General features: G+C 71.6%; 20 protein-coding genes and 1 riboswitch. Of the genes, 8 read left to right on the forward strand and 12 right to left on the reverse strand.

The features are described 5' to 3' along the window. Positions 1-40 precede the first annotated feature (40 nt). Together ACWGH1_RS14290 and nagB are read left to right on the forward strand one after the other, a co-directional pair. On the forward strand, positions 41-802 hold the full coding sequence (locus tag ACWGH1_RS14290) for an SDR family oxidoreductase (RefSeq protein WP_453355324.1): 762 nt from the start codon (positions 41-43) through the stop codon (positions 800-802). A 129-nt stretch (positions 803-931) separates the two neighbouring features. After that, positions 932-1717, forward strand: coding sequence for a glucosamine-6-phosphate deaminase (gene nagB / locus ACWGH1_RS14295; RefSeq protein WP_453355325.1), 786 nt, complete (start codon positions 932-934; stop codon positions 1715-1717). A gap of 57 nt (positions 1718-1774) precedes the next feature. Here nagB and ACWGH1_RS14300 read toward each other — a convergent pair whose 3' ends face one another. From ACWGH1_RS14300 to ACWGH1_RS14315, 4 genes are all read right to left on the reverse strand, one after another. Further along, positions 1775-3262 (reverse strand): glycoside hydrolase family 3 protein, encoded by a 1488-nt coding sequence (locus tag ACWGH1_RS14300; RefSeq protein WP_453408685.1) that lies wholly within the window; start codon positions 3260-3262, stop codon positions 1775-1777. A gap of 6 nt (positions 3263-3268) precedes the next feature. Then, the gene (locus ACWGH1_RS14305) at positions 3269-4132 is read right to left on the reverse strand and encodes a carbohydrate ABC transporter permease (RefSeq protein WP_453357124.1); all 864 of its coding nucleotides are present in this window, start codon (positions 4130-4132) and stop codon (positions 3269-3271) included. Next, the gene (locus ACWGH1_RS14310) at positions 4129-5124 is read right to left on the reverse strand and encodes a carbohydrate ABC transporter permease (RefSeq protein ID WP_453357123.1); all 996 of its coding nucleotides are present in this window, start codon (positions 5122-5124) and stop codon (positions 4129-4131) included. The genes ACWGH1_RS14305 and ACWGH1_RS14310 overlap by 4 nt, the downstream gene beginning before the upstream one ends. 74 nt (positions 5125-5198) lie before the next feature. Beyond that, positions 5199-6488, reverse strand: coding sequence for an extracellular solute-binding protein (locus tag ACWGH1_RS14315; RefSeq protein ID WP_453354204.1), 1290 nt, complete (start codon positions 6486-6488; stop codon positions 5199-5201). Between the two features lie 291 nt (positions 6489-6779). Between ACWGH1_RS14315 and ACWGH1_RS14320 the strand changes: the two genes are divergently transcribed. The 6 genes from ACWGH1_RS14320 to ACWGH1_RS14345 all read left to right on the forward strand — a co-directional run bounded on the left by ACWGH1_RS14320 (position 6780) and on the right by ACWGH1_RS14345 (position 14418). Then, entirely contained in the window at positions 6780-7544 is a 765-nt protein-coding gene (locus tag ACWGH1_RS14320; protein ID WP_453354205.1) for a GntR family transcriptional regulator, read from the forward strand. Between the two features lie 128 nt (positions 7545-7672). Next, positions 7673-9886, forward strand: a complete 2214-nt coding sequence (locus ACWGH1_RS14325) for a carbon starvation CstA family protein (protein ID WP_453354203.1) — start codon at positions 7673-7675, stop codon at positions 9884-9886. Continuing rightward, positions 9883-10080, forward strand: a complete 198-nt coding sequence (locus ACWGH1_RS14330) for a YbdD/YjiX family protein (RefSeq protein ID WP_453354202.1) — start codon at positions 9883-9885, stop codon at positions 10078-10080. Before ACWGH1_RS14325 ends, ACWGH1_RS14330 begins: the two co-directional genes overlap by 4 nt. A 75-nt stretch (positions 10081-10155) precedes the next feature. Next, entirely contained in the window at positions 10156-10656 is a 501-nt protein-coding gene (locus ACWGH1_RS14335) for a GNAT family N-acetyltransferase (protein WP_453354201.1), read from the forward strand. A gap of 53 nt (positions 10657-10709) precedes the next feature. Continuing rightward, positions 10710-10833: riboswitch (cobalamin riboswitch) on the forward strand. A gap of 154 nt (positions 10834-10987) precedes the next feature. Further along, on the forward strand, positions 10988-13402 hold the full coding sequence (locus ACWGH1_RS14340) for a ribonucleoside-diphosphate reductase subunit alpha (RefSeq protein ID WP_453354200.1): 2415 nt from the start codon (positions 10988-10990) through the stop codon (positions 13400-13402). Continuing rightward, positions 13402-14418 carry a ribonucleotide-diphosphate reductase subunit beta gene (locus ACWGH1_RS14345; protein WP_453354199.1) on the forward strand — a complete coding sequence of 339 codons (1017 nt, stop codon included), beginning with the start codon at positions 13402-13404 and terminating at the stop codon, positions 14416-14418. Before ACWGH1_RS14340 ends, ACWGH1_RS14345 begins: the two co-directional genes overlap by 1 nt. A 69-nt stretch (positions 14419-14487) precedes the next feature. Here ACWGH1_RS14345 and def read toward each other — a convergent pair whose 3' ends face one another. From def to ACWGH1_RS14385, 8 genes are all read right to left on the reverse strand, one after another. Further along, positions 14488-15123, reverse strand: a complete 636-nt coding sequence (gene def, locus ACWGH1_RS14350) for a peptide deformylase (protein WP_453357034.1) — start codon at positions 15121-15123, stop codon at positions 14488-14490. A gap of 66 nt (positions 15124-15189) precedes the next feature. After that, positions 15190-16185 (reverse strand): tetratricopeptide repeat protein, encoded by a 996-nt coding sequence (locus tag ACWGH1_RS14355; protein WP_453357033.1) that lies wholly within the window; start codon positions 16183-16185, stop codon positions 15190-15192. A 119-nt stretch (positions 16186-16304) separates the two neighbouring features. Beyond that, the gene (locus ACWGH1_RS14360) at positions 16305-17582 is read right to left on the reverse strand and encodes an HD-GYP domain-containing protein (protein ID WP_453408686.1); all 1278 of its coding nucleotides are present in this window, start codon (positions 17580-17582) and stop codon (positions 16305-16307) included. Next, entirely contained in the window at positions 17579-19036 is a 1458-nt protein-coding gene (locus ACWGH1_RS14365; RefSeq protein WP_453353284.1) for an HD-GYP domain-containing protein, read from the reverse strand. Before ACWGH1_RS14365 ends, ACWGH1_RS14360 begins: the two co-directional genes overlap by 4 nt. A gap of 177 nt (positions 19037-19213) precedes the next feature. Then, complete coding sequence (gene rsrA, locus ACWGH1_RS14370) at positions 19214-19516, reverse strand: mycothiol system anti-sigma-R factor (RefSeq protein WP_453353283.1); 303 nt, start codon at positions 19514-19516, stop codon at positions 19214-19216. Then, positions 19513-20157 carry a sigma-70 family RNA polymerase sigma factor gene (locus tag ACWGH1_RS14375; protein ID WP_008741505.1) on the reverse strand — a complete coding sequence of 215 codons (645 nt, stop codon included), beginning with the start codon at positions 20155-20157 and terminating at the stop codon, positions 19513-19515. Before ACWGH1_RS14375 ends, rsrA begins: the two co-directional genes overlap by 4 nt. Before the next feature lie 356 nt (positions 20158-20513). After that, entirely contained in the window at positions 20514-21164 is a 651-nt protein-coding gene (locus tag ACWGH1_RS14380; protein ID WP_453353282.1) for an alpha/beta hydrolase family protein, read from the reverse strand. Positions 21165-21194: 30 nt separating this feature from the next. After that, positions 21195-22010, reverse strand: coding sequence for an SOS response-associated peptidase (locus tag ACWGH1_RS14385; protein WP_453353281.1), 816 nt, complete (start codon positions 22008-22010; stop codon positions 21195-21197). Between the last annotated feature and the right edge of the window lie 50 nt (positions 22011-22060).

The raw sequence follows: 22060 nt of genomic DNA on the forward strand, positions 1-22060 counted from the left end.
TTCTGTAGCGACCACTAGAGATTGCGAAGGGGGGCGCGTCATGGGCGTGCTCAAGGGGAAGACGGCACTGGTCACGGGCGGCAGCCGGGGCATCGGCCGGGCCGTTTCGCAGCGGCTGGCGCGGGACGGGGCGCTGGTCGCGGTGCACTACGGCCACGACGCGGCAGCGGCCAAGGAGACGGTGGACGCGATCGAGGCGGAGGGCGGCCGGGCCTTCGCGATCGGCGCGGAACTCGGGGTCCCGGGTGACGCGCGGGCGCTCTGGGCCGCGTACGACGCCCACCCGGCGGCCGGTCCGGAGCTGGACATCCTGGTCAACAACGCGGGCGCGGCCACCTTCGGGGGCATCGAGGAGACGGACGAGGAGGCCTACGACCGCGCGCACGCGCTCAACGCGAAGGCGCCGTTCTTCGTGATCAAACACGGACTGCCGCGACTGCGGGACGGAGGCCGGATCGTGAACGTGACGGGCACTCCGGACATCGCGCTGCCGGCGATCCTGGCGACGATCACGGCCAAGGGGGCCGTGAACGCCCTGACGGTGTCGCTGGCCGCCACGCTCGCCCCCCGCGCCATCACCGTGAACTCGGTGGGCCCGGGCGTCATCGAGACCGATCTGAACGCGGGCTGGCTGGCCGATCCGGCGGCCCGGGCGCACGTCTCGGCCCGCTCGGTCTTCGGCCGCACCGGCACGGCGGAGGAGGTCGCGGACATCGTCGCCTTCCTGGCCTCGCCGGACTCCCGCTGGATGACGGGCCGGCACCTCGACGCGACGGGCGGCCTGCAGCTCGCGCTGCTGTAGGGGTGCCGAGAGGCCACCTGGCGGGAATCGGATCACCATGGAAGAGAGGGCGGAAGGGCCGCCGCAAACGGGCCCGATTCTGTTAGATTGGTCTATACCACACACCCTCTCCAGATCGGCAGGCCCCGCGTGGAAGTTGTCATCGTCCCCAACGCCAAGGCAGGCGGCGAGCTCATCGCGGAGGCCATGGCCGCCCTGGTCCGCCGCAAGGCCGACGCCCTGCTCGGGGTGGCGACCGGCTCCACCCCGCTGCCCGTCTACGAGGCGCTCGCCGCAAAGGTCAAGGCCGGCGAGGCCGACGTCTCCAAGGCCCGCATATGCCAGCTGGACGAGTACGTCGGCCTGCCGGCCGGGCACCCGGAGTCCTACCGCGCCGTCGTACTGCGCGAGGTCGTCGAACCCCTCGGGCTGACCGAGGCCTCCTTCATGGGACCCGACGGCTCCGCCGAGGACATCGTGGCCGCCTGCGAGGCCTACGACCGCGCGCTCGCCGAGGCCGGAGGCGTGGACCTCCAGCTGCTCGGCATCGGCACGGACGGGCACATCGGCTTCAACGAGCCCTGCTCCTCGCTCGCCTCGCGCACCCGGATCAAGACGCTGACCCAGCAGACCCGCGTCGACAACGCCCGTTTCTTCGACGGCGACATGGACCAGGTCCCGCACCACGTCATCACCCAGGGCATCGGCACCATCCTCGACGCCCGCCACCTGGTCCTGCTCGCCACCGGCGAAGGAAAGGCGGAGGCCGTCGCCCAGACCGTCGAGGGGCCGGTGTCGGCCCTCGTCCCGGCCTCCGCGCTGCAGCTGCACCGCCACGCCACCGTGGTCGTGGACGAGGCCGCCGCCTCGAAGCTGAAGCTGGCCGACTACTTCCGCCAGACCTATGCCGACAAGCCCGCCTGGCAGGGCCTGTAGCACCGGCACGAAGGCCGGGCCCCCTCCACGGGGCCCGGCCTTCGTGCGTACGGGGTGCTACGCGCCCGCGATGACCTCCGCGGCCGCCCGGCCGCACACCCGTGAGGCGCCGTGGGTCGCGATGTACAGGGCGCCGCGCGGCTCGGCCCGGGGCAGCCCCATCTCGACCACCACGGTGTCCGGCCGGGCCGTGACCAGCGCGTCCAGCGCCTCGGTCATCCAGGGGTGGCGGTGCGCGTCCCGGACCACCGCGACGACCGTACGGTCCCCGGCGGCGGCCAGCACCTCCCCCGCGCCGGCCCCCTCGGGGTAGACGCCCGCCATGGTGCCGGGGACCAGCGCCGCGAGCTCGGCGGCCACGCCCCACGGGGTCTCGTCGCCCACCGCGATGTTGGCCTGCGGGGCGAACGTGGCCACGTACGGGGCGCCGACGGCGCTCGCCCGGCCGGTCAGCACCAGGGCCCGGCGGGCCGCCGTCAGGCCGATGCCGGGTGCGCCCCCCTCCGGCGCGCCCGGCATCGCGGCGGCCCGCTTGGCGCGGGTCCATTCGGCCAGGTCACGGACCCGGGCGGCGGCGTCGGCCAGCCGCTCCTCGGCCAGTGCGCCCTCGCGCACGGCGGCGACCAGGGCGTCCCTGAGCCGCAGGACCACGGCCTCGTCGGCGAGTCCGCCGCCCACGCAGATCGCGTCGGCGCCGGCGGCGATGGCGAGCACGGAGCCCCGCTCGATGCCGTACGTCCCCGCGATGGCGTTCATCTCCATGCCGTCGGTGACGATGAGGCCCTCGTACCCCAGCTCCTTGCGCAGCAGGCCGGTCAGGATCTGCGGGCTGAGGGTGGCCGGGCGGGTGGGGTCGAGGGCGGGGACCACGATGTGCGCGCTCATGACGGCTTTGGTGCCGGCTTCGACGGCGGCCTTGAACGGTACGAGTTCACGTGCCGTCAGGGTGTCCAGGTCGGCGTCGATGCGCGGCAGGGCGAGGTGCGAGTCGACGTTGGTGTCGCCGTGGCCGGGGAAGTGCTTGGTGCAGGCCGCGACCCCGGCGGCCTGGAGGCCCTCGACGCAGGCGGCGGTGTGCCGGGCGGCGAGGTGGGGGTCGGCGCCGAAGGACCGTACGCCGATGACCGGGTTGTCGGGGTTGGAGTTGACGTCGGCGGACGGCGCCCAGTTGAGGTTGACCCCGCAGGCGGCGAGCCGGCGGCCCAGCTCGCGGGCGACGTCCCGGGTCAGGCCGGTGTCGTCGACGGAGCCCAGGGCCAGGTTGCCCGGGAAGGAGGAGCCGTCGCGGACCTCCAGGCGGGTGACGTCGCCGCCCTCCTCGTCGATGGCGACCAGGACGTCGTCCCGCTCGGCGCGCAGCTGGGCGGTGAGCCGCCCGAGCTGGTCGGGGGAGGTGATGTTGCGGCCGAACAGGCCGACGGAGTGCAGGCCTTCGCCGAGCCGGCGCAGCAGCCAGGCGGGGGCGGTGGTGCCCTCGAAGCCGGGCTGGAGGACCGCGAGGGCGTCGCGGGTGAGCGTGTCCGTCTGGTGCGCGAGGACAGTCATGGGCCGTTATCCCTTCACGGCGCCGGCGGTGAGGCCAGCGGCCATCTTGCGCTGGACGATGAGGAAGAGGATCACGATGGGGAGCGCCATCATGGTGGAGCCGGCCATCATCGGGGCGAACTCGGTGCCGTGCAGGGTGGTGAAGTTGCCGAGCCAGACGGTGGCCGTCTGGTTCTGCTGGCTCATCAGCATCAGCGCGTAGAGGTACTCGTTCCACGCCTGGATGAAGCCGTAGACGGACGTGGCGACCATGCCCGGGGCGAGCAGCGGGAAGACGACCCGCAGGAAGGCGCCGGTCGGCGTGCAGCCGTCGACCATGGCGGCTTCTTCCAGCTCTTTGGGGATGTTGACGATGAATCCGCGCAGCGTCCACACCGTGAAGGGCAGGATGAAGGTCAGGTAGGTGATGATCAGACCGCTGAGCTTGTCGTACTGGCCCAGGTCGTTCAGGAGCAGGAAGACCGGGATGATCATCGCGACGAGCGGGATCATCTGGACGGCGAGGATGCCGACGATCACGATCTTGCGGCCGCGGAACGCGAACCGGGAGATGGCGAGGGCGGCCAGCATGCCCACGGCGATGCCGATGACGACCACGGTCAGCGACACGATCAGGCTGCGCCCGACCGGTCCCCAGAAGTCGGAGATCTCCAGCGCCCGCTTGAAGTTGTCGAGCGTGAAGGTGGCCGGGAAGAAGTGCGGGTGCGGGTCGATCGCGTCCTTGGCGGGTTTGAACGCCGTGTTGAGCATCCAGTAGACCGGGAACCCGGCGGTGACGAAGACCAGCAGGCCGATGAGGTTCCAGCCGAGCCGGGACTTCTTGCGCTGCTTGGAGCGGGGGGCGCTGGCGGTCGCGGTGGTCGAGGTCACTCCACCTCTCCGATCTTGAGCATCTGGCGCATGTAGACGGCGACCACCGCGAGCAGGAGCAGGACGGTCACCAGGGCGATCGCGGAGCCGCCCGAGTAGTCGTTGACCACGAACGCCTGCTTGTACGAGTAGGTGGTCAGCAGTTGGAACTCGGCCTCGGGGTTGCCGTTGCGCATCACGAAGACCTGCGGGAAGACGCCCATGTCCCAGATGACCGACAGGGTCGTGAGCATCACGATGATCGGCTTGAGGATGGGGAGGGTGACGTGGCGGAACACGCCCCAGGCGCCCGCGCCGTCCAGGCGCGCCGCCTCCTCCAGTTCCTTGGGCACCTGGGTCAGGCCCGCGCTGAGGGTGATGACGACGAAGGGCACCGCGCCCCAGACCACGAGCAGCATGATCACGGCGAGACCCTGGGGGCCGCCGGCGAACCAGTTGTGGCCGATCATGTCGACGCCGGGGAGCCGGCTCATCAGGTAGTTGAGGACGCCGTAGTCGGCGTCGAATATCCACTTGAAGATGGCGGTGGCGACGATGATGGGCATGCCCCAGCTCGCGACCAGCGCGACGCTGATGAGCGCCTTGACCCAGCCGGAGACCTTCTGGAGCAGCAGGGCGACGAGCATGCCGATGACCATGGTCAGGACGACCGCGCCGGCCGCGAAGACGATGGTGCGCAGCACGACGGTCCAGAACACGCCGTTGCCGAGGATCTTGGTGAAGTTGTCGAGTCCGACGAACTCCGCGTCCTTGAAGCCCCAGAGTTCGGACTTGCCGAAGCTCTGGAAGGAGAGGGACACCAGTCTGAACAGCGGGTAGCCCATGACGAGGACGATGATCAGCAGGCAGGGGGCCAGCAGCAGCCAGGGGGTCGCGCCGGGGCCCTTGCGGTCCCGCTGTCGCGGCGCGGAGGTCTTGCCTGTCCCGGGTCCGGTGGAAGTCTGGCGCCGTGCCGGCGGCAGATCGGCGGTGGTTGTCTGTGCGGCACTCATCGCGTGCTCCTCGGGGGTCCCTCTCTTGACGGGCAGCGGGGCCCCGCCGATCCGGCGGGGCCCCTCACTTCAGGTCACTTGGTGTTGATGACCTTGTCGATCTCGGCGTCGGCGGCCTTGGCCGCGTCCTCGACCGACTTCTTGCCGGTGCCGATGTCCTGGAGCATGGTCTGGAGGACCTTGCCCTTCTCGACCTGGCCCCAGCCGGGGGCGGTCGGGACGAACCAGGAGGACTCGGCCGCGGTGGCCGGCACCTCGGTCTTGGGGTCGGACTTGAGCGGGCCGAGGTCAGTCTTGTTGTTCGGCAGGTTGCCCTTGGCGATCAGACCCTTCTGGCCCTGGGAGCCGGTGAAGGCGTTGATCCACTCGGACGCGATGTCCTTGGCCTTGGACTTGGAGGGGACCGCGAGGTCCGAACCGCCGAGGAAGACCGGAAGGTTCTTGCCGTTCGGGCCGGGCATCACGAAGTTCTCGATCTTGTCCTTCAGCCCGCCTACCTTGTCGCTCTTGGGGTCGGCCGCGTCGGCGCCCTCCCACGCGGCGGCGAACATGGCGGCGGCGTTGCCCTGGCCGAAGACGACCGGGCGGTCGGACTCGTCCTTGGTCTTGTCCGCGTGCATGTACTTGTCGAGGAGCTCCTTGTACTGCTTGAGCCCCTTGACCGACTCGGGGGAGGACAGGGAGCCCTTCCAGGCGGAGCCGTCCTTCTTGGCGATGGCGCCGCCCGCGTCGTAGACGAAGGACATCGCGGCGTACCAGTCCGGCGAAGGCTGGTAGAGGGCGCTGAACTTGTCGCCCTTCGCGGCCTGGATCTTGTCCAGGGCGGAGGTCAGGTCGGTCCAGCTCTTCGGGGGGGCGGTGACGCCGGCCTCGGCGGCCAGGTCCTTGCGCCAGGTGCCGACGCGGCCACCGGCGTAGTAGGGGACGCCGTAGGTCTTGCCGTCGTAGGTGACCGACTGCTTCAGCGCGTCCAGCCAGGCGGCGGAGTTGTCGAACTTCGCCGGGTCGACCTCGGAGAAGGCACCGGTCGACATGTAGCCGATCATCTCGGAGTTGCCCATCTCGACGACGTCGGGCGCCTTGTCCGTGGCGAGGACGGCGTCCAGCTTGGCGTTCTTGTCCGGCCAGCCGTAGTACTCGTGCTTGATGGTGAGACCGGGGTGTTTCGCGACGATCGCGTCGTCGGCCGCCTTGACCAGCTCGGGCCAGTTCTTCTGGGCGTCGACCGTCAGCCAGACCGTCAGCTCCTTGGCCCCGGACGCCTTGTCGGCCGTGTCCCCGCCCTTGCCGTCCGAGCCACCGCACGCCGCCAGGCCGATCACCATGCCCGCGACTCCAACCGCCGCGATGAGCTTGCGCTTCACGCCACCCTCCTCAGGGATGCCTTCATGCACGTCCCTTGCCCGCCGCGGTGACATACGCGAAGCACTGAGCGTGGGGCCGGGATCCGATCCATATTGGTGTAGACCAGCAACCGGAGCTTGGCCTAGACCTTTAGGGGTGTCAAGGGTCTAATGAGCGGGTGATCGGTCCGTTACCGGACCGACACCTGGGGGAGGGAGGAGGCCTGTCCTCCCTCCCGTGTCACGATGTGACCGCACATATCGGAGGAGCCGGTGACGGCAGCGAAACTGGAGTCGGGAAGGCGGGCGGCGATGGCCACCGAAGGGGCGACCACGGAGCCGGAAGGCGGGGCGGCCACTCGCACGGCCCGGGTTCCCAAGTACTACCGACTCAAGCGGCACTTGCTCGACATGACCGATACCATGCCGCCCGGCACCCCCGTGCCGCCCGAACGCACGCTCGCGGCCGAGTTCGACACCTCGCGGACCACCGTCCGCCAGGCCCTGCAGGAGCTCGTGGTCGAGGGCAGGCTCGAACGCATCCAGGGCAAGGGCACCTTCGTCGCCAAGCCCAAGGTCTCCCAGCCGCTGCAACTCTCCTCCTATACGGAGGACATGCGCGCCCAGGGCCTGGAACCGACCTCCCAGCTCCTGGACATCGGTTACGTGACGGCCGACGACACCCTCGCCGGGCTCCTGAAGATCTCCCCCGGCGGACGCGTCCTGCGCATCGAACGGCTGCGCCTGGCGAGCGGCGAGCCGATGGCCATCGAGACCACCCACCTCTCGGCCAAGCGCTTCCCCGCGCTGCGCCGTTCGCTGGCCAAGTACACCTCCCTCTACACGGCCCTCGCCGAGGTGTACGACGTGCGCCTGGCCGAGGCCGAGGAGACGATCGAGACCTCGCTGGCCACCCCGCGCGAGGCCGGACTGCTCGGCACGGACGTCGGCCTCCCCATGCTGATGCTCTCCCGGCATTCGCTGGACGCGGACGGCGAGCCGGTCGAATGGGTACGTTCGGTGTATCGCGGCGACCGTTACAAGTTCGTTGCCCGCCTCAGACGGCCCGCCCTCTGATACCTCATTGACTCCTGAACGACCCTCGGTGGACGCTCGTACCGCTATACGGACGGGGGCTTACGTCCACCGGTCGGGCCCCCGTAGATTCCCTGCGCTCAGCAGTGATCAACGAGGGGACGAGGATCATGCCGGAACCGGAAGCAACAGGCACGTCACGGGAGACGGCGGGAGCCTCGTCAGGGGGGCTCTCGCCGAAGTCGGTCGCCGTGTGGGTGTTCGTGGCCCTGATCGGGGCCATCGGCTGGGGCGTACTGGCCCTCTCGCGCGGTGAGGAGATCTCGGCCGCGTGGCTGCTCGCCGCCGCGCTGGGCTCGTACGCCATCGGCTACCGCTTCTACGCGCGCTTCATCGCGGACCGCGTCCTGAAGGTGGACAAGACCCGGGCCACGCCCGCCGAACGCCTCGACAACGGTGTCGACTTCCACCCGACCGACCGCCGGGTGCTCTTCGGCCACCACTTCGCCGCCGTCGCCGGCGCGGGCCCCCTGGTCGGTCCGGTGCTCGCCTCGCAGATGGGCTACCTGCCGGGGACCATCTGGATCGTGGCGGGCGTGATCTTCGCGGGCGCCGTCCAGGACATGGTGACGCTGTTCTTCTCCACCCGCCGCAACGGCCGTTCGCTGGGCCAGATGGCCCGTGACGAGATCGGCCCGGTCGGCGGAGCGGCCGCGCTGGTCGCCGTGTTCGTCATCATGATCATCCTGCTGGCGGTGCTGGCCCTGGTCATCGTCAACGCGCTGGCCGACTCCCCTTGGGGCGTCTTCTCCATCGGCATGACCATCCCGATCGCCCTCTTCATGGGCTTCTACCTGCGCGTCCTGCGACCGGGACGGATCACCGAGGTCTCCTTGATCGGTGTCGCGCTGCTGCTGCTCGCCATCGTCGCGGGCGGCTGGATCGCCGACTCCTCCTTCGCCGGCGTCTTCACCCTGGACAAGCAGACCCTGGTCATCTGGATGGTCGCCTACGGCTTCGTGGCTTCCGTGCTGCCGGTGTGGATGCTGCTCGCCCCCCGCGACTACCTCTCGACCTTCATGAAGGTCGGCACCATCGCCCTGCTGGCGGTCGGCGTGGTCATCGCGATGCCGGTGCTCAAGATGCCCGCCGTGACCGACTTCGCCTCCCGCGGCGACGGCCCCGTCTTCTCCGGCTCGATGTTCCCGTTCGTCTTCATCACCATCGCGTGCGGCGCCCTGTCCGGGTTCCACGCGCTGGTCTCCTCCGGGACCACCCCGAAGATGATCCAGAAGGAGACCCAGGTCCGGGTCATCGGCTACGGCGCGATGCTCACCGAGTCCTTCGTCGCCGTCATGGCCGTGATCGCGGCCTGCATCATCGAGCCGGGCCTGTTCTTCGCGGTCAACTCCCCCGCCGGGGTGGTCGGCGCCACCGTCGAGACCGCCTCCCAGGCGGTCACCCACTTCGGCTTCGCCATCTCCCCGGATGCCCTCGCGCAGGCCGCGAAGGACGTCGAGGAAACCACCCTGCTGTCCCGTACGGGCGGTGCGCCGACCTTCGCACTCGGAATGTCGCAGATCTTCTCCTCCGTCATCGGCGGGGCCGGGATGAAGGCCTTCTGGTACCACTTCGCCATCATGTTCGAGGCCCTGTTCATCCTGACGACGGTCGACGCCGGCACCCGCGTCGGCCGCTTCATGCTCCAGGACACCCTCGGAAACCTGCACAAGTCCTTCAAGGACGTCAGCTGGAAGCCCGGCGTGTGGATCGCCAGCGCGGTCGTCGTCGGCGGCTGGGGCTACTTCCTGTGGGTGGGCGTCGAGGACCCGCTGGGCGGCATCAACCAGCTGTTCCCGCTGTTCGGCATCGCGAACCAGCTGCTCGCGGCGGTCGCCCTGGCGGTCTGCACCACGCTGCTGGTCAAGTCGGGCCGGCTCAAGTGGGCATGGGTGACGGGCGTCCCGCTGGCCTGGGACGTGGCGGTGACCCTCACCGCCAGCTACCAGAAGGTCTTTTCCGACAACCCGAAGATCGGCTTCTTCGCGCAGCGCGACCTGTACCAGGACGGCATCGACGCCGGAAAGGTCATCAAGCCGGCGAAGGACCTCTCGCAGATGCACACCGTGGTCACCAACGCCACGGTGGACGGCGTCCTGTCGGTGCTCTTCGCCCTGCTGATCGTCATCGTGCTGGTGGACGCCGCCCGGACCTGCGTCAAGGCGGTCCGCGCGCCGCAGGACGTCGCACTCACCGAAGTCCCCTGGACCGAGTCGAAGATCGTCGCCCCGGCGGGCCTGATCGCGACCCCCGAGGAGCGGGCGGAGCTGGCCGCGGCCGGCCTCGACTCCGGCGGCGGCAAGGTCAAGGAGCCGGTGGCGTGAGCGGCGTCCGGGCGGCGCTGGCCAAGGCCGCGCACTACGTACGGGAGTTCACCGGCGAGGCCGCGTACGACCGCTACGCGGCCCACGCCCGCTCCCACGACCCGGACGCCCCGGTCCTCACCCGGCGCGCCTTCGAGCGGGCCCGCACGGACGCCCGCGAAGCCGACCCGCGCGAGGGCTTCCGCTGCTGCTGAACCGGCCCCGGGCCGCCGCGTCCCGCCAGGGAAAACGCGGCGGCCCTTGCGCTGTCCCCGGGGCACACTCGGTCCATGGACATCACGATCAGACGGGCGCTGCCGTCGCAGTACGAGGCGCTCGGGGACATCACCGCCGCGGCCTACCTCGGCGACGGGCTGCTCACGTACGGCGAGGACGATCCGTACCTCGCCAGGCTCCGGGACGTGGCCGGACGGGCCGCCGCCGCCGAGGTGTTCGTCGCCGCGCTCGGCGACGGGCGCGTGGTGGGCGGTGTCACCTTCGCCGCTCCGGGCAGCCCGCTCTGCGACATCGCCGGCCCCGACGAGGCCGAGTTCCGGATGCTGGCGGTCGCCCGCGAGGGCCGCGGCCGGGGCGCCGGCGAGGCACTGGTCCGGGCCTGCATCGACCGCGCCCGGGCCCTGGAGGGCGTACGGCGACTCGTGCTGTCGACCACGCCGGACATGCTCGGCGCGCACCGGATCTACGAGCGCCTGGGCTTCGTCCGGTCCCCGGAGCGGGACTGGGAGCCCGTCCCCGACCTCCCTTTGCTCACGTACGGTCTCGCGCTGTAGTCGGCGCGCGACACAACATCTAGGGGGTCCCCCAGGAGGGGGCCCCCACATGTATGCTCGTGCTCGCTGTCGCCGCAGGGGAATCCGGTGCGAATCCGGAACTGTCCCGCAACGGTGTGAACTGTGCCCATTGGTGCATGCGCAAGTCCGAGGACCTGCCGACAGCGAGCCCGGCTCGACCGAACCGGGTACAGCCACGTCCGGGCCTCGCGGTTGGGCCGGTGGACGCAGCGCGGCGCAAGCGTGCCCGGAGTCGGGGACGCGCCCGCGCGTGCCCGCTCGCGCCCCGCACCGAAGGTGCCCCGGAGCCGAGTGAGGGAGAGCTCCCCCCGTGACCATCGCGCCCGCCGCACCGCGCGCCGAGTCCGACCCGTCCGACAGCGCAACCACCGGCGGGGGCCATGGGGCCGCGCTGCTGCGTACCCTCACCGAGCTGACGGCGGACCTCCCCGACACCGACCCCGGCCGGGTTGCCGCCGCCGCCCTGCGCGGCCGCAGCGCCGTCGCGGACGAGGCCGAACTGCGCTTGCTGGCCACCGAGGCCGCCGCCGGGCTGATCTCCGAGGACCCGGCGTACTCCCGGCTGGCCGCGCGCCTGCTGACGCTGGCCGTGCGCGACGAGGCCACGGGCCAGGGCGCCACCTCCTTCGCCGCGTCCGTCGCGGTCGGGCACCGCGAGGGCCTGATCGCCGACCGTACGGCCGAGTTCGTCGCTGCCCACGCGAGCCGCCTCGACGCACTGGTCGAGCACGCGCTCGTCGAGGGCGCCGACGACCGCTTCGGCTTCTTCGGCCTGCGCACCCTGCACAGCCGCTACCTGCTGCGCCACCCCATCACCCGTCAGGTGATCGAGACGCCGCAGTACTTCATGCTGCGCGTGGCCTGCGGTCTCGCGGCGGACGACAGCGTGGGCGCCGTCGAGGAAGTGGCTTCGCTGTACCGGCTGATGAGCCGCCTGGACTACCTGCCGTCCTCCCCCACCCTCTTCAACTCCGGCACCCGGCACCCGCAGATGTCCTCCTGCTACCTGCTGGACTCCCCGCTGGACGAGCTCGACTCGATCTACGACCGCTACCACCAGGTCGCCCGCCTGTCCAAGCACGCCGGCGGCATCGGCCTGTCGTACTCCCGCATCCGCGCCCGCGGTTCGCTGATCCGCGGCACCAACGGCCACTCCAACGGCATCGTCCCGTTCCTCAAGACCCTCGACGCCTCCGTCGCCGCCGTCAACCAGGGCGGCCGCCGCAAGGGCGCCGCCGCGGTCTACCTGGAGACCTGGCACGCGGACATCGAGGAGTTCCTCGAACTGCGCGACAACACCGGTGAGGACCAGCGCCGCACGCACAACCTGAACCTGGCCCACTGGGTGCCGGACGAGTTCATGCGCCGGGTGAACGCCGACGCCGAGTGGTCGCTGTTCTCCCCCGCAGACGTGCCCGAGCTGGTCGACCTGTGGGGCGACGACTTCGACGCCGCCTACCGCAAGGCCGAAGCGGCCGGCCTAGCCCGCAAGAGCATGCCCGCCCGCGACCTGTACGGCCGGATGATGCGCACCCTCGCGCAGACCGGCCAGGGCTGGATGACCTTCAAGGACGCCTCCAACCGGACGGCGAACCAGACTGCCGAACCCGGCACGGTCGTCCACTCCTCGAACCTCTGCACCGAGATCATCGAGGTCACCAACGACGGCGAGACCGCTGTCTGCAACCTGGGCTCGGTCAACCTCGGCGCCTTCGTCCTGGCAGGAGCCGGCAGGCGGGAGGATGCCATCGACTGGGAGCGGCTGGACGAGACCGTCCGCACCGCCGTCACCTTCCTCGACCGCGTCGTGGACATCAACTTCTACCCGACCGAGCAGGCCGGCCGCTCCAACGCCCGCTGGCGTCCGGTGGGTCTGGGCGCGATGGGCCTCCAGGACGTCTTCTTCCAGCTGAGGCTGCCCTTCGACTCCCCCGAGGCGAAGGCCCTGTCCACGAAGCTCTCCGAGCGGATCATGCTGGCCGCGTACGAGGCCTCCTGCGACCTCGCCGAGCGCAGCGGCCCGCTCCCCGCCTGGGAGCAGACCCGTACGGCCCGCGGTGTCCTGCACCCGGACCACTACGACGTCGAGCTGAACTGGCCCGAGCGCTGGGACGCGCTGCGCGCCCGGGTCGCGAAGAGCGGCATGCGCAACTCGCTGCTGCTCGCCATCGCCCCGACGGCGACGATCGCCTCGATCGCCGGCGTGTACGAGTGCATCGAGCCGCAGGTCTCGAACCTCTTCAAGCGCGAGACGCTCAGCGGTGAGTTCCTCCAGGTCAACGCGTACCTGGTGGACGAGCTGAAGAAGCTCGGCGTGTGGGACGCGCAGACCCGCGAGGCGCTGCGCGAGGCCAGCGGCTCGGTGCAGGGCTTCGGCTGGATCCCGGCCGAGGTGCGCGAGCTGTACCGCACGGCGTGGGAGATCCCGCAGCGCGGCCTGATCGACATGGCGGCGGCCCGTACGCCGTTCCTGGACCAGTCGCAGTCGCTGAACCTGTTCCTGGAGACGCCGACCATCGGGAAGCTCTCCTCGATGTACGCGTACGCCTGGAAGCAGGGCCTCAAGACCACGTACTACCTGCGCTCCCGCCCGGCGACGAAGATCGCCCGCGCGGCGTCCGGCGCCGCCGCCCCGGCCGCCGCCACGCCCCTCCCGCAGGCCGTCGACGCCGACGCGCTGGCCTGCTCCCTGGAAAACCCCGAGTCCTGCGAGGCCTGCCAGTAATGAGCTCCGACACCGACAAGAACCTGCTCGACCCGGGCTTCGAGCTGACCCTGCGCCCGATGCGCTACCCGGACTTCTACGAGCGCTACCGCGACGCGATCAAGAACACGTGGACGGTCGAGGAGGTCGACCTGCACTCGGACGTCGCCGACCTCGCGAAGCTGACGCCGGGCGAGCAGCACATGATCGGCCGTCTGGTCGCGTTCTTCGCGACGGGCGACTCGATCGTCTCGAACAACCTCGTGCTGACCCTGTACAAGCACATCAACTCCCCGGAGGCGCGCCTGTACCTGTCGCGCCAGTTGTTCGAGGAGGCCGTGCACGTCCAGTTCTACCTGACGCTGCTCGACACCTACCTGCCCGACCCGGACGACCGGGCGGCGGCGTTCGACGCGGTCGAGGAGATCCCGTCGATCCGCGAGAAGGCGCAGTTCTGCTTCAAGTGGATGGACTCGGTCGAGAAGATCGAGCGGCTGGAGACGCAGGCCGACCGCCGCCGCTTCCTGCTGAACCTGATCTGCTTCGCCGCCTGCATCGAGGGCCTGTTCTTCTACGGCGCGTTCGCGTACGTCTACTGGTTCCGCTCGCGGGGTCTGCTGCACGGTCTGGCGACGGGCACCAACTGGGTGTTCCGCGACGAGACCATGCACATGAACTTCGCCTTCGAGGTCGTGGACACGGTCCGCAAGGAGGAGCCGGAGCTCTTCGACGAGGCCCTCCGGCAGCAGGTCACCGACATGCTCAAGGAGGCCGTGGAGGCGGAGCTGCAGTTCGGCCGCGACCTGTGCGGTGACGGCCTGCCGGGCATGAACACCGAGTCGATGCGCGAGTACCTGGAGTGCGTCGCGGACCAGCGCCTGGTCCGCCTCGGCTTCCCCCCGGTGTACGGCTCGCAGAACCCGTTCTCGTTCATGGAGCTCCAGGGCGTCCAGGAGCTGACGAACTTCTTCGAGCGCCGTCCGTCGGCCTACCAGGTCGCCGTCGAGGGCACGGTCGACCTCGACGAGGACTTCTGAGCCGGGCCCCGGCAACGGGAAGGCCCCGCACCTGCCGGTGCGGGGCCTTTCCCATGTGGTCCGCGTCGGCTACTCGTTCGGGACGGTCTCGTAGCGCGGGGTGCCCTCGGCCATCTGCCGCAGCGCGTCCTTGCGGTCCCGCTTCGAGAGCCGGTCGATGTACAGGTACCCGTACAGGTGGTCCGTCTCGTGCTGGAGGCAGCGGGCGAAGTAGCCGGTGCCCCGCACCTTGATCGGGTTGCCCTGCGCGTCCTGGCCCGTGACCTCCGCGTAGTCCGGGCGGGCCAGCGCGGCGTACGCGGTCGGCACCGAGAGGCAGCCCTCGTTGGAGTCGTCCAGGACGCGCGCCTCGGCCGGCAGCTCCACGGGCTTCGGGTTGACGACGACGCCGGTGTGGCGCCGGCCCTCGTCGTCCGGGCAGTCGTAGACGAAGACCTTGGCGTCCACGCCGATCTGGTTCGCGGCCAGACCGACGCCCTCGGCGGTCTTCTGGCTGGCGAACATGTCGTCGATCAGCTGCGCCAGTTCGTCACCGAACTCCGTGACGTCCTTGCACTCCCGGTGCAGGACCGGGTTGCCGACCACCGTGATCGGGCGGGAGGTGCCGCGCTCACGGTGGGCGAGCTCGCGTGCCTCACAGTCCTCGGTGTCCACGACGTAGCCTTCGTCGTCGACCGGGACAACCTGGTTCTCCTGCTGGGCCATGTCCGCCGTACGCCTTCCGTAAGTCTCCGAGTCACCGCTGTGACCGGTACAGCCTACGGCCCCCGCTCAGCAGACCTCTTCGAGATCGCGCCACTCGCGGCTGTCGGGGCTGTCCGCCACCCACCCGTCCAGGAGTCCGCGCACCAGACCGGCCGGCGCCGCGATGCCGCATTCCCGTTCGGGCACCCACAGGGAGCCCGAGCCGGCCGTGCGGTGGCCCAGCGGACCGGGGTGGCCGGGCTCGCTGTGGTCGTGCGGATCCAGGTGCTCGCCGTCGCCCTCGTCGCTCGGCATCGCGCTCTCCGAACAGGTCCGGCACAGCAGGCGCACCGACGAGGACCAGTCCTCGGCGGCGAAGCCCGCGTCCGAGGCCAGCTGCTCCAGCGCGTCCCGGTCGGCCTCGGTGGCCGCCTCCAGCAGGACCACCCAGGTCGGCACCGGCGAGGGCGCCCACAGCTCGATCTCGTCGAAGACGGGGTACGAGGGCCCGGCCGCGGTGATCCGCTCGCCGTGCGGGACGCCGTCGTGCAGGACCACCTCGCCCCAGCGCCGCCCGGAGGAGGGCAGCGGGATCGAGAGGACCTCTATCCGGGCCGGATCGAGCCTGCGGCCCCACACCACCTCGGCCTCGCCCTCCGGCGAGAGCCGTACGGCGGCGCTGCCCAGCTCCATCCCGACGGGCTCGGCGCCCGCCGCCGCCCCGTGCGGGTCACCGGGGACCTTGAGGCCGTACGCCTGCCAGGCCCGCCGGGCCAGCGGCCAGTCCTGGAGCGCGGTCGCGGCGATTCCCACGTTCCACCAGTCCGGGGCGCCGGTCTCGCGGTCCAGCAGGGCCACGGCGCGCAGTCCGGCGGCCCGTGCCTGCTCCCAGTCGTGGCGGAACTTGTGCAGCAGGGCCAGATTGAACCAGGACTCGGACAGCCAGGGTTCCAGGTCCGCCGCTCTGGTCAGGAGCGCGCCCGCGTCCTCGTACCGCCCGTCGCCGATCAGCGTGAACGCGCGGTCGGTGGCCTGCCGCCACGAGGCGGAGGGCCGATGCCGTACCTTCCCGAAGATCCTCACAATTCCCGCCTGCCTGGGGGCACCTCCCAGCGGTAGCTGGGGGACAACGGTGCAGCCTTGCGGACACTCTTACTCGCATCCAACCATGCCCACTCGGACGGCCGCTCATTACCCATGGGTTACCCAGGCGGGAGCGGGCCGACTCCGGCCCGTGCGTCCCTGGCCAGAACCCTCGCCAGGCACTCCACGACCTCGGGCTGGAAGTCCCGCCCGGTGCCCAGGCGCAGCCGTTCCAGAGCGGCCAGTGAGCCGCCCGGGTGAGCGTCGCCGCCGCACAGGTCGTCGTACGCGTTCACCGCGCGCACGATCCGCGCGGCGACGGGCTGCTCCCGGTACGGGTCCGCCTGGCGCTCCACCACGACGGCGACCTCCGCCGGCACCCCGGTCTGCCGGGCCACCTCCCCGCCGAGCCCGGCGATCCGGCGGGCCTCGGCGGGCGGCAGCCGGGCCGTCGCCCCGGCCGGCACGGGGTCGACCAGCGAGAGCTGGCCGATGTCGTGCATCAGGGCCGCGTACTCCAGCACCGTGAGCTCCCGCTCCGAGAGCCCCAGCTCCCGCCCGACGGCGCAGCTCAGGGCCGCCACCCGGCGGGAGTGGCCGGGGCTGGTGCAACCGGCGATCTCGGTGGCCCGGGCGAGGGAGGTGATGGTCTGGCGGTAGGTGGTGCGGACGGCGGCGATCCGGTGGAAGGACATCTGCGTGAGCAGCAGCGGCAGGCTGAACACGGGCAGCGCCCACAGCCCGGCGACGGCCGTGGCCAGCGCCATCACCAGACCGGTGGCGCAGATCGCCGAGCCGATCCCGGCCGGCGCGCGCAGCTCGTCGCGGAGCAGGCTGCCGTAGGGGCGGCCGGTGCGGGCCCCGGCCAGCGCGGCGGCGATCACGGCGTCGCACAGGGCGGTGAGGCCCAGCAGCAGTACGAGGAACAGCACGAGGTACGGGCCCTGCCCGACCCGGTCCGCCGGCCGCCCGGCGTAGTGCAGCGGCTGGAAGCAGACGGCGGCGAAGGCCACGGTCAGCACCCGCCGGGCCACGTGGTCGAAGGCGGGCCCGCGCCCCCGGGCGATGTGCGGGACGATGCCGGCCAGGGCCGCGGCGACGACGACGGCGACGACCTGGAGCACCCCGTGGTGCGTGGGGTGCCCCGCGGCCCCGCCGAGCAGCGCGTAGGCGAGGGCCCCGGCCAAGCCGAGCGGCGCGGGGCGGCGCTCCTCCGCCGGGACGGGCCCGGCGGCCTCGCGGTGGTCGCCGCGGGCCAGCTCGCCGATGCCGATGAGGACGCCGAACGCGAGGGCGGTGCCGCCTTCCACGACCCCGTTCCACAGGGTGTGGCCGAGCGCCGCGAGGGTGAGCAGGGCGGCGGCCGCCCGTACGGCCCGGGCGGCGCCGGCCCTCACGCCCCGCCTCCGGCGCCCCGGCCGCTGCCGGGGCGGGCTTCGGCCCCGCCACCGGGGCCGTCCCGGCGGCCCTGGCCCGGGAGCCCGGGCAGCACCGGCTCCTGAGGGGCCGGGGCGGGGGTGGGGGTCTGGGCGTGCGGGGCCGGGGCCCGTACGTCGTCGTCGGAGGTCACCACCGGGTGCCAGCCGTGCCGCCCGATGGCGTCGACCAGGGCCCGCACCATGACCGGGTCGAAGTGCGCCCCCGCGCAGCGCTCCAGTTCGGCCAGGGCGACGGGAACCGGCCGGGCCCGGCTGTAGGTGCGGGTCGAGGTCATCGCGTCGAAGGAGTCGGCCACCGCCACGACCCGGGCCAGCACCGGGATCTGCTCGCCGGCCAGCCCGTACGGGTACCCGGTGCCGTCGACCCGCTCGTGGTGGTGCAGGATCGCGGCCCGGGCCTCCCCCAGGAAACCGATGCCGCGCACCATCTCGTGCCCGTACTCGGGATGCAGTTCGATGACCCGCCGCTCCTCGGGGGTCAGCGGCCCGGCCTTGCGCAGCAGCCGGGTGGGGACGCCGAGCTTGCCGACGTCGTGCAGGATCCCGGCGATCCGGACGACCTCCATCCGGTCATCGGACATGCCCAGCTCACGGGCGATCATCGCGGAGGCCTGCCCGACGCGCTCGCTGTGCCCGCGCGTGTAGCGGTCCTTGATGTCGACGGCCTGCACCAGCGCCCGGATCGTCGCCTGGTGGGCGGTGCGCTCGCGGGTGTACTGCGCGAAGGCCCAGCAGGAGATGTACATCGGCAGCAGCACAAGCAGCGCGGCCGGTACCCCGTAGGGGCTGCGCCACATCACGGCCATCATCAGCCCGGCCAGCCCGTGCACGCAGTACGGGGCGACGGAGAAGGCCGGCAGTCCGCGCCGGGCCGTGACCGCGGGGCGGTGTTCGGCGGCGGCCAGGATGCCCCCGTCGAGGGCGGTCAGCACCAGGCAGAAGGCGACGGCGGCGGCGAGCGCGGGCAGGACGGCGTACGGGAAGTCCGCCACCCCGGCGGGGGATCCGGCGCCGCCGAGCGTGGCCGGCCCGCCGAGCAGCCGGTACACCTGCCCGGCGGCCCAGGCGGCGGTCGCCTGCTGGGCCGCGTGCCAGGTCCGGCGCACCCCTGCCGGCCGCTGCACCACGGGTGCGGCGAGCCCGCCGGGCAGCGCCACGAGCGCGGCGGCCGCGGGCGGCAGGAGGAACACGGCGGCCAGCACGACCGGGAAGAAGGCGCCCGTGCCCCCGGGCACCCGGCCCCCCGGCAGTCGGCGACCCCCCATGAGTTGGCAGCCGAGGCACAGGACACAGAGCAGGGCCACGGCGGGCCACGGCGTACCGGAATCCGTGAAGGCGGGGGCGACGCACCCGCAGGCGGCGAGGACGGCGCACAGGATGAAGGCGCGCGCCCCCGGCGGAAGTACCCGCACGGCACCCTCCTCCCTGCACCCGGCCGGGCCGGGCGCGAAACCGACCGGTACCGGAAGGGGAGAATAGGCGGGGCCCGCGGGGCAGCGGGCCGCATTTCGGCTTCGGGGCATACGGACGCCCCCGGATTAGCACCTTCGAGTGAACGAAGTGGAATTCCGGGGGCGGTTGTGGACGGCTCAGCCGGAGGCGGGATCCGCGGTGACGTCGTGGTCGGGGACGGCCTGTCCGGAACGGATCAGCTCGATCCGTCCCATGACCTTCGAGCGCAGGTCGCTCGGCACGTCGTCCGACCCGCAGCACCGCTTGACCAGCTTCTTGACGGCCTGCTCCAGACCGTACTTCTCAAGACAGGGATTGCACTCGCCGAAGTGGGTCTCGAACTTCGTGCAGTCGCTGTCGGGCATCTCGTGGTCCAGGAACTCGTAAAGGTGGTCCAGGACCTCGGCGCACTCCGTCTCGTGCGGCTCTCCGCAGCTCATGAGCCCGAGCCTTTCAGGTCGTTCGACTCTCCCGCTCCGGCCGGGACCAGCCCGCGCTCGCGGGCGTAGTCCTCCAGCATTCCGCGGAGTTGACGGCGGCCACGGTGCAGCCGGGACATGACCGTACCGATGGGTGTACCCATGATGTCCGCGATCTCCTTGTACGCAAAGCCCTCTACGTCGGCAAGATAGACCGCGATGCGGAACTCCTCGGGAATGGCCTGGAGCGCCTCCTTCACGTCCGAATCGGGCAGGTGGTCGAGCGCCTGCGATTCGGCGGAGCGCAGCCCGGTCGACATGTGCGACTCGGCGCGCGCCAACTGCCAGTCCTCGATCTCCTCCGCCGCACTGCGCTGGGGCTCGCGCTGCTTCTTGCGGTAGGAGTTGATGAAGGTGTTGGTCAGGATGCGGTACAGCCACGCCTTGAGGTTGGTGCCCTCGCGGAACTGGTGGAAGGACGCGTACGCCTTCGCGTACGTCTCCTGGACCAGGTCCTCGGCGTCGGCCGGGTTGCGCGTCATGCGCAGCGCGGCGGAGTACATCTGGTCGAGGTAGCCGAGGGCGTCCCGCTCGAAGCGCGCGTTGCGCTCCGGGGTCGTCTCCTCCGCGTGGCCTTCGTCGGTCCCAGCGACAGGACCCACCTCCTCCGACAGCGTGGCGGCTCCGAAAGCGGACCCGCTCGAATCGGAGAATAGTCGACCCTCCCGGGCCTCCGCCGCCCGAAGCGTCCCGCGCTTGGGTGCGGGCAGCACCGTCCAGTCCAGGTCAGCGGCCTGCCGACGGTTCTGGCTGATGACCTGGGTCATGCGCTCCCTCTCCTCCGACGAAAGTTCCGTGCGTACCGACACCCGGTTAACGACGGGCCCGGGCGGCGCATTCCCGGGCGGCACAAGGGCTTCCGGGCCCGTCGGGGGGCCCGCGGCGGCCGGCGGGCGAGGAGTGAGCCGGATCACCCGGGAATCCGTCAGATCGGTCTCGCAGCGGGAGCCGGCCGGTCTCAGAGCGGGAGCCGGCCGAGCCAGTCGGCCACGGCCCCGGTGATCGCGGTGAGGGCCTCGGCCTGGGTCACGTCCGCCCGCTTCGGCACCGCGAACCCGTGGTCGCCGTGCGGGACGGCGACCAGTTCGTACGGGGCGTGCGGGCCGGGCGGCGGGAACTCCCCCGGGTGCCCGAAGGGGTCGCGGCCGCCTTGGACCACCAGGGTGGGCCGCCCGGCGCCCAGCAGCTCCTCGGCGCGGGACTTCTCCGGCCGGCCCGGCGGGTGCAGCGGGAACGCCAGGGCCAGCACCCCGGCCGCGTCCAGCTCGGCGGCCGTCCGGCAGGCCACCCGGGCTCCGGCGCTGCGGCCGCCCGCGACGACCGGCACCCCGGGTGCCAGCAGGGCGGGCCACAGGGCGCGCCAGCCCTCGTCCAGCACCTTGGGCGCGGCGGCGACCCGCTTCCCGGCGACCCGCCAGGGCTGTTCGACCAGCGCGACGGTCACTCCGCCGCCGGGCAGGGCGGCGGCCAGCGCCTGGAGGTCACGGGCCTCGATCCCGCCCCCGGCGCCGTGGCCGACGGCGAGCACGAGCCGGGCCGTGCGGGCGGGGTGCCAGGTGATCCGGGCCTCGCCCGCCGGGGTGTCGACGCTTTCGGTACGCGTGGTCATGCGCCGATCATGCCGTCGCCGGGGCGGGGCTCAGAAGAGCGTGGCCTCCTCCGGCGCGGCGAGCTCGGTCAGCAGCTCCGGCCCGTTGTTGCGCACGTTGCTCACGGCGGTGGAGACCGGGTAGGCCCGCATCAGCCCGCCGGGCGGCGGCGCCAGCAGCGCCCGGAGCTCGTCGGCGTCCGTGCGGGCGGGGTCCAGCCAGGGGTCCCACTTGTCGGGGGTCAGCATCAGCGGCATCCGGGGGTGGATGTCGGCGAGCGAGCGGGGGCCCTCCTCGGGCGCCACTGCCAGCGGCCCCGTCTCCGCCTCGGTGGTGATCACCGAGCAGGTCGCCCACCAGGCGTTCGGGTGCTCGTCGGGCAGGGTCCGGTCGCGCCAGAACTCGTATATGCCCGCCATGGCGAAGGCGGTTCCGTCGGCGGGGAGCACGAAGTACGGCTGCTTGCGCGCCCGCTTCTTCTTCCCTTCGACCTCCAGCTGCCGTTCGTCGTGGGCGGTGACCCACTCGAAGTAGCCGTCGGCGGGGACGATGCAGCGCCGCTGCGCGAAGGGGCGGCGGAAGGACGGCTTCTCGGCGACCGTCTCGGCCCTGGCGTTGATCATCCGGGCCGCGCCCTCGGGGCCGCCGGCCCAGGAGGGGACGAGCCCCCACCGCAGCACGCGCAGCTGGCGAACCGGACGGCGGCTCGGCGCGTCCTTCACAGGACGGTCGAGGACGACGTGGACCTCCTTCGTCGGCGCCACGTTGAAGTCGGGGGCCAGGGACTCCTCGGGCTCCCACCGCTCGACACCGAAGATCCGCGCCAGTTCCCCGGGCGCCCGGCCCGCTGCATACCTTCCGCACATGGCTGACACACTGCCATGGCCCGCTCCCCCTACCGCAAGGAGTCCGCCAC

It is taken from the genome of Streptomyces sp. NPDC054883 (assembly GCF_053610645.1).

Excerpts from the sequence above, each read along its gene's own strand:
- ACWGH1_RS14290 (WP_453355324.1), top strand. The coding sequence starts at position 41 with ATGGGCGTGCTCAAGGGGAAGACGGCACTGGTCACGGGCGGCAGCCGG.
- ACWGH1_RS14300 (WP_453408685.1), bottom strand. The coding sequence starts at position 3,262 with ATGACTGTCCTCGCGCACCAGACGGACACGCTCACCCGCGACGCCCTC.
- ACWGH1_RS14310 (WP_453357123.1), bottom strand. The coding sequence starts at position 5,124 with ATGAGTGCCGCACAGACAACCACCGCCGATCTGCCGCCGGCACGGCGC.
- ACWGH1_RS14320 (WP_453354205.1), top strand. The coding sequence starts at position 6,780 with ATGGCCACCGAAGGGGCGACCACGGAGCCGGAAGGCGGGGCGGCCACT.
- ACWGH1_RS14325 (WP_453354203.1), top strand. The coding sequence starts at position 7,673 with ATGCCGGAACCGGAAGCAACAGGCACGTCACGGGAGACGGCGGGAGCC.
- ACWGH1_RS14335 (WP_453354201.1), top strand. The coding sequence starts at position 10,156 with ATGGACATCACGATCAGACGGGCGCTGCCGTCGCAGTACGAGGCGCTC.
- ACWGH1_RS14345 (WP_453354199.1), top strand. The coding sequence starts at position 13,402 with ATGAGCTCCGACACCGACAAGAACCTGCTCGACCCGGGCTTCGAGCTG.
- def (WP_453357034.1), bottom strand. The coding sequence starts at position 15,123 with ATGGCCCAGCAGGAGAACCAGGTTGTCCCGGTCGACGACGAAGGCTAC.
- rsrA (WP_453353283.1), bottom strand. The coding sequence starts at position 19,516 with ATGAGCTGCGGAGAGCCGCACGAGACGGAGTGCGCCGAGGTCCTGGAC.
- ACWGH1_RS14380 (WP_453353282.1), bottom strand. The coding sequence starts at position 21,164 with ATGACCACGCGTACCGAAAGCGTCGACACCCCGGCGGGCGAGGCCCGG.
- ACWGH1_RS14385 (WP_453353281.1), bottom strand. The coding sequence starts at position 22,010 with ATGTGCGGAAGGTATGCAGCGGGCCGGGCGCCCGGGGAACTGGCGCGG.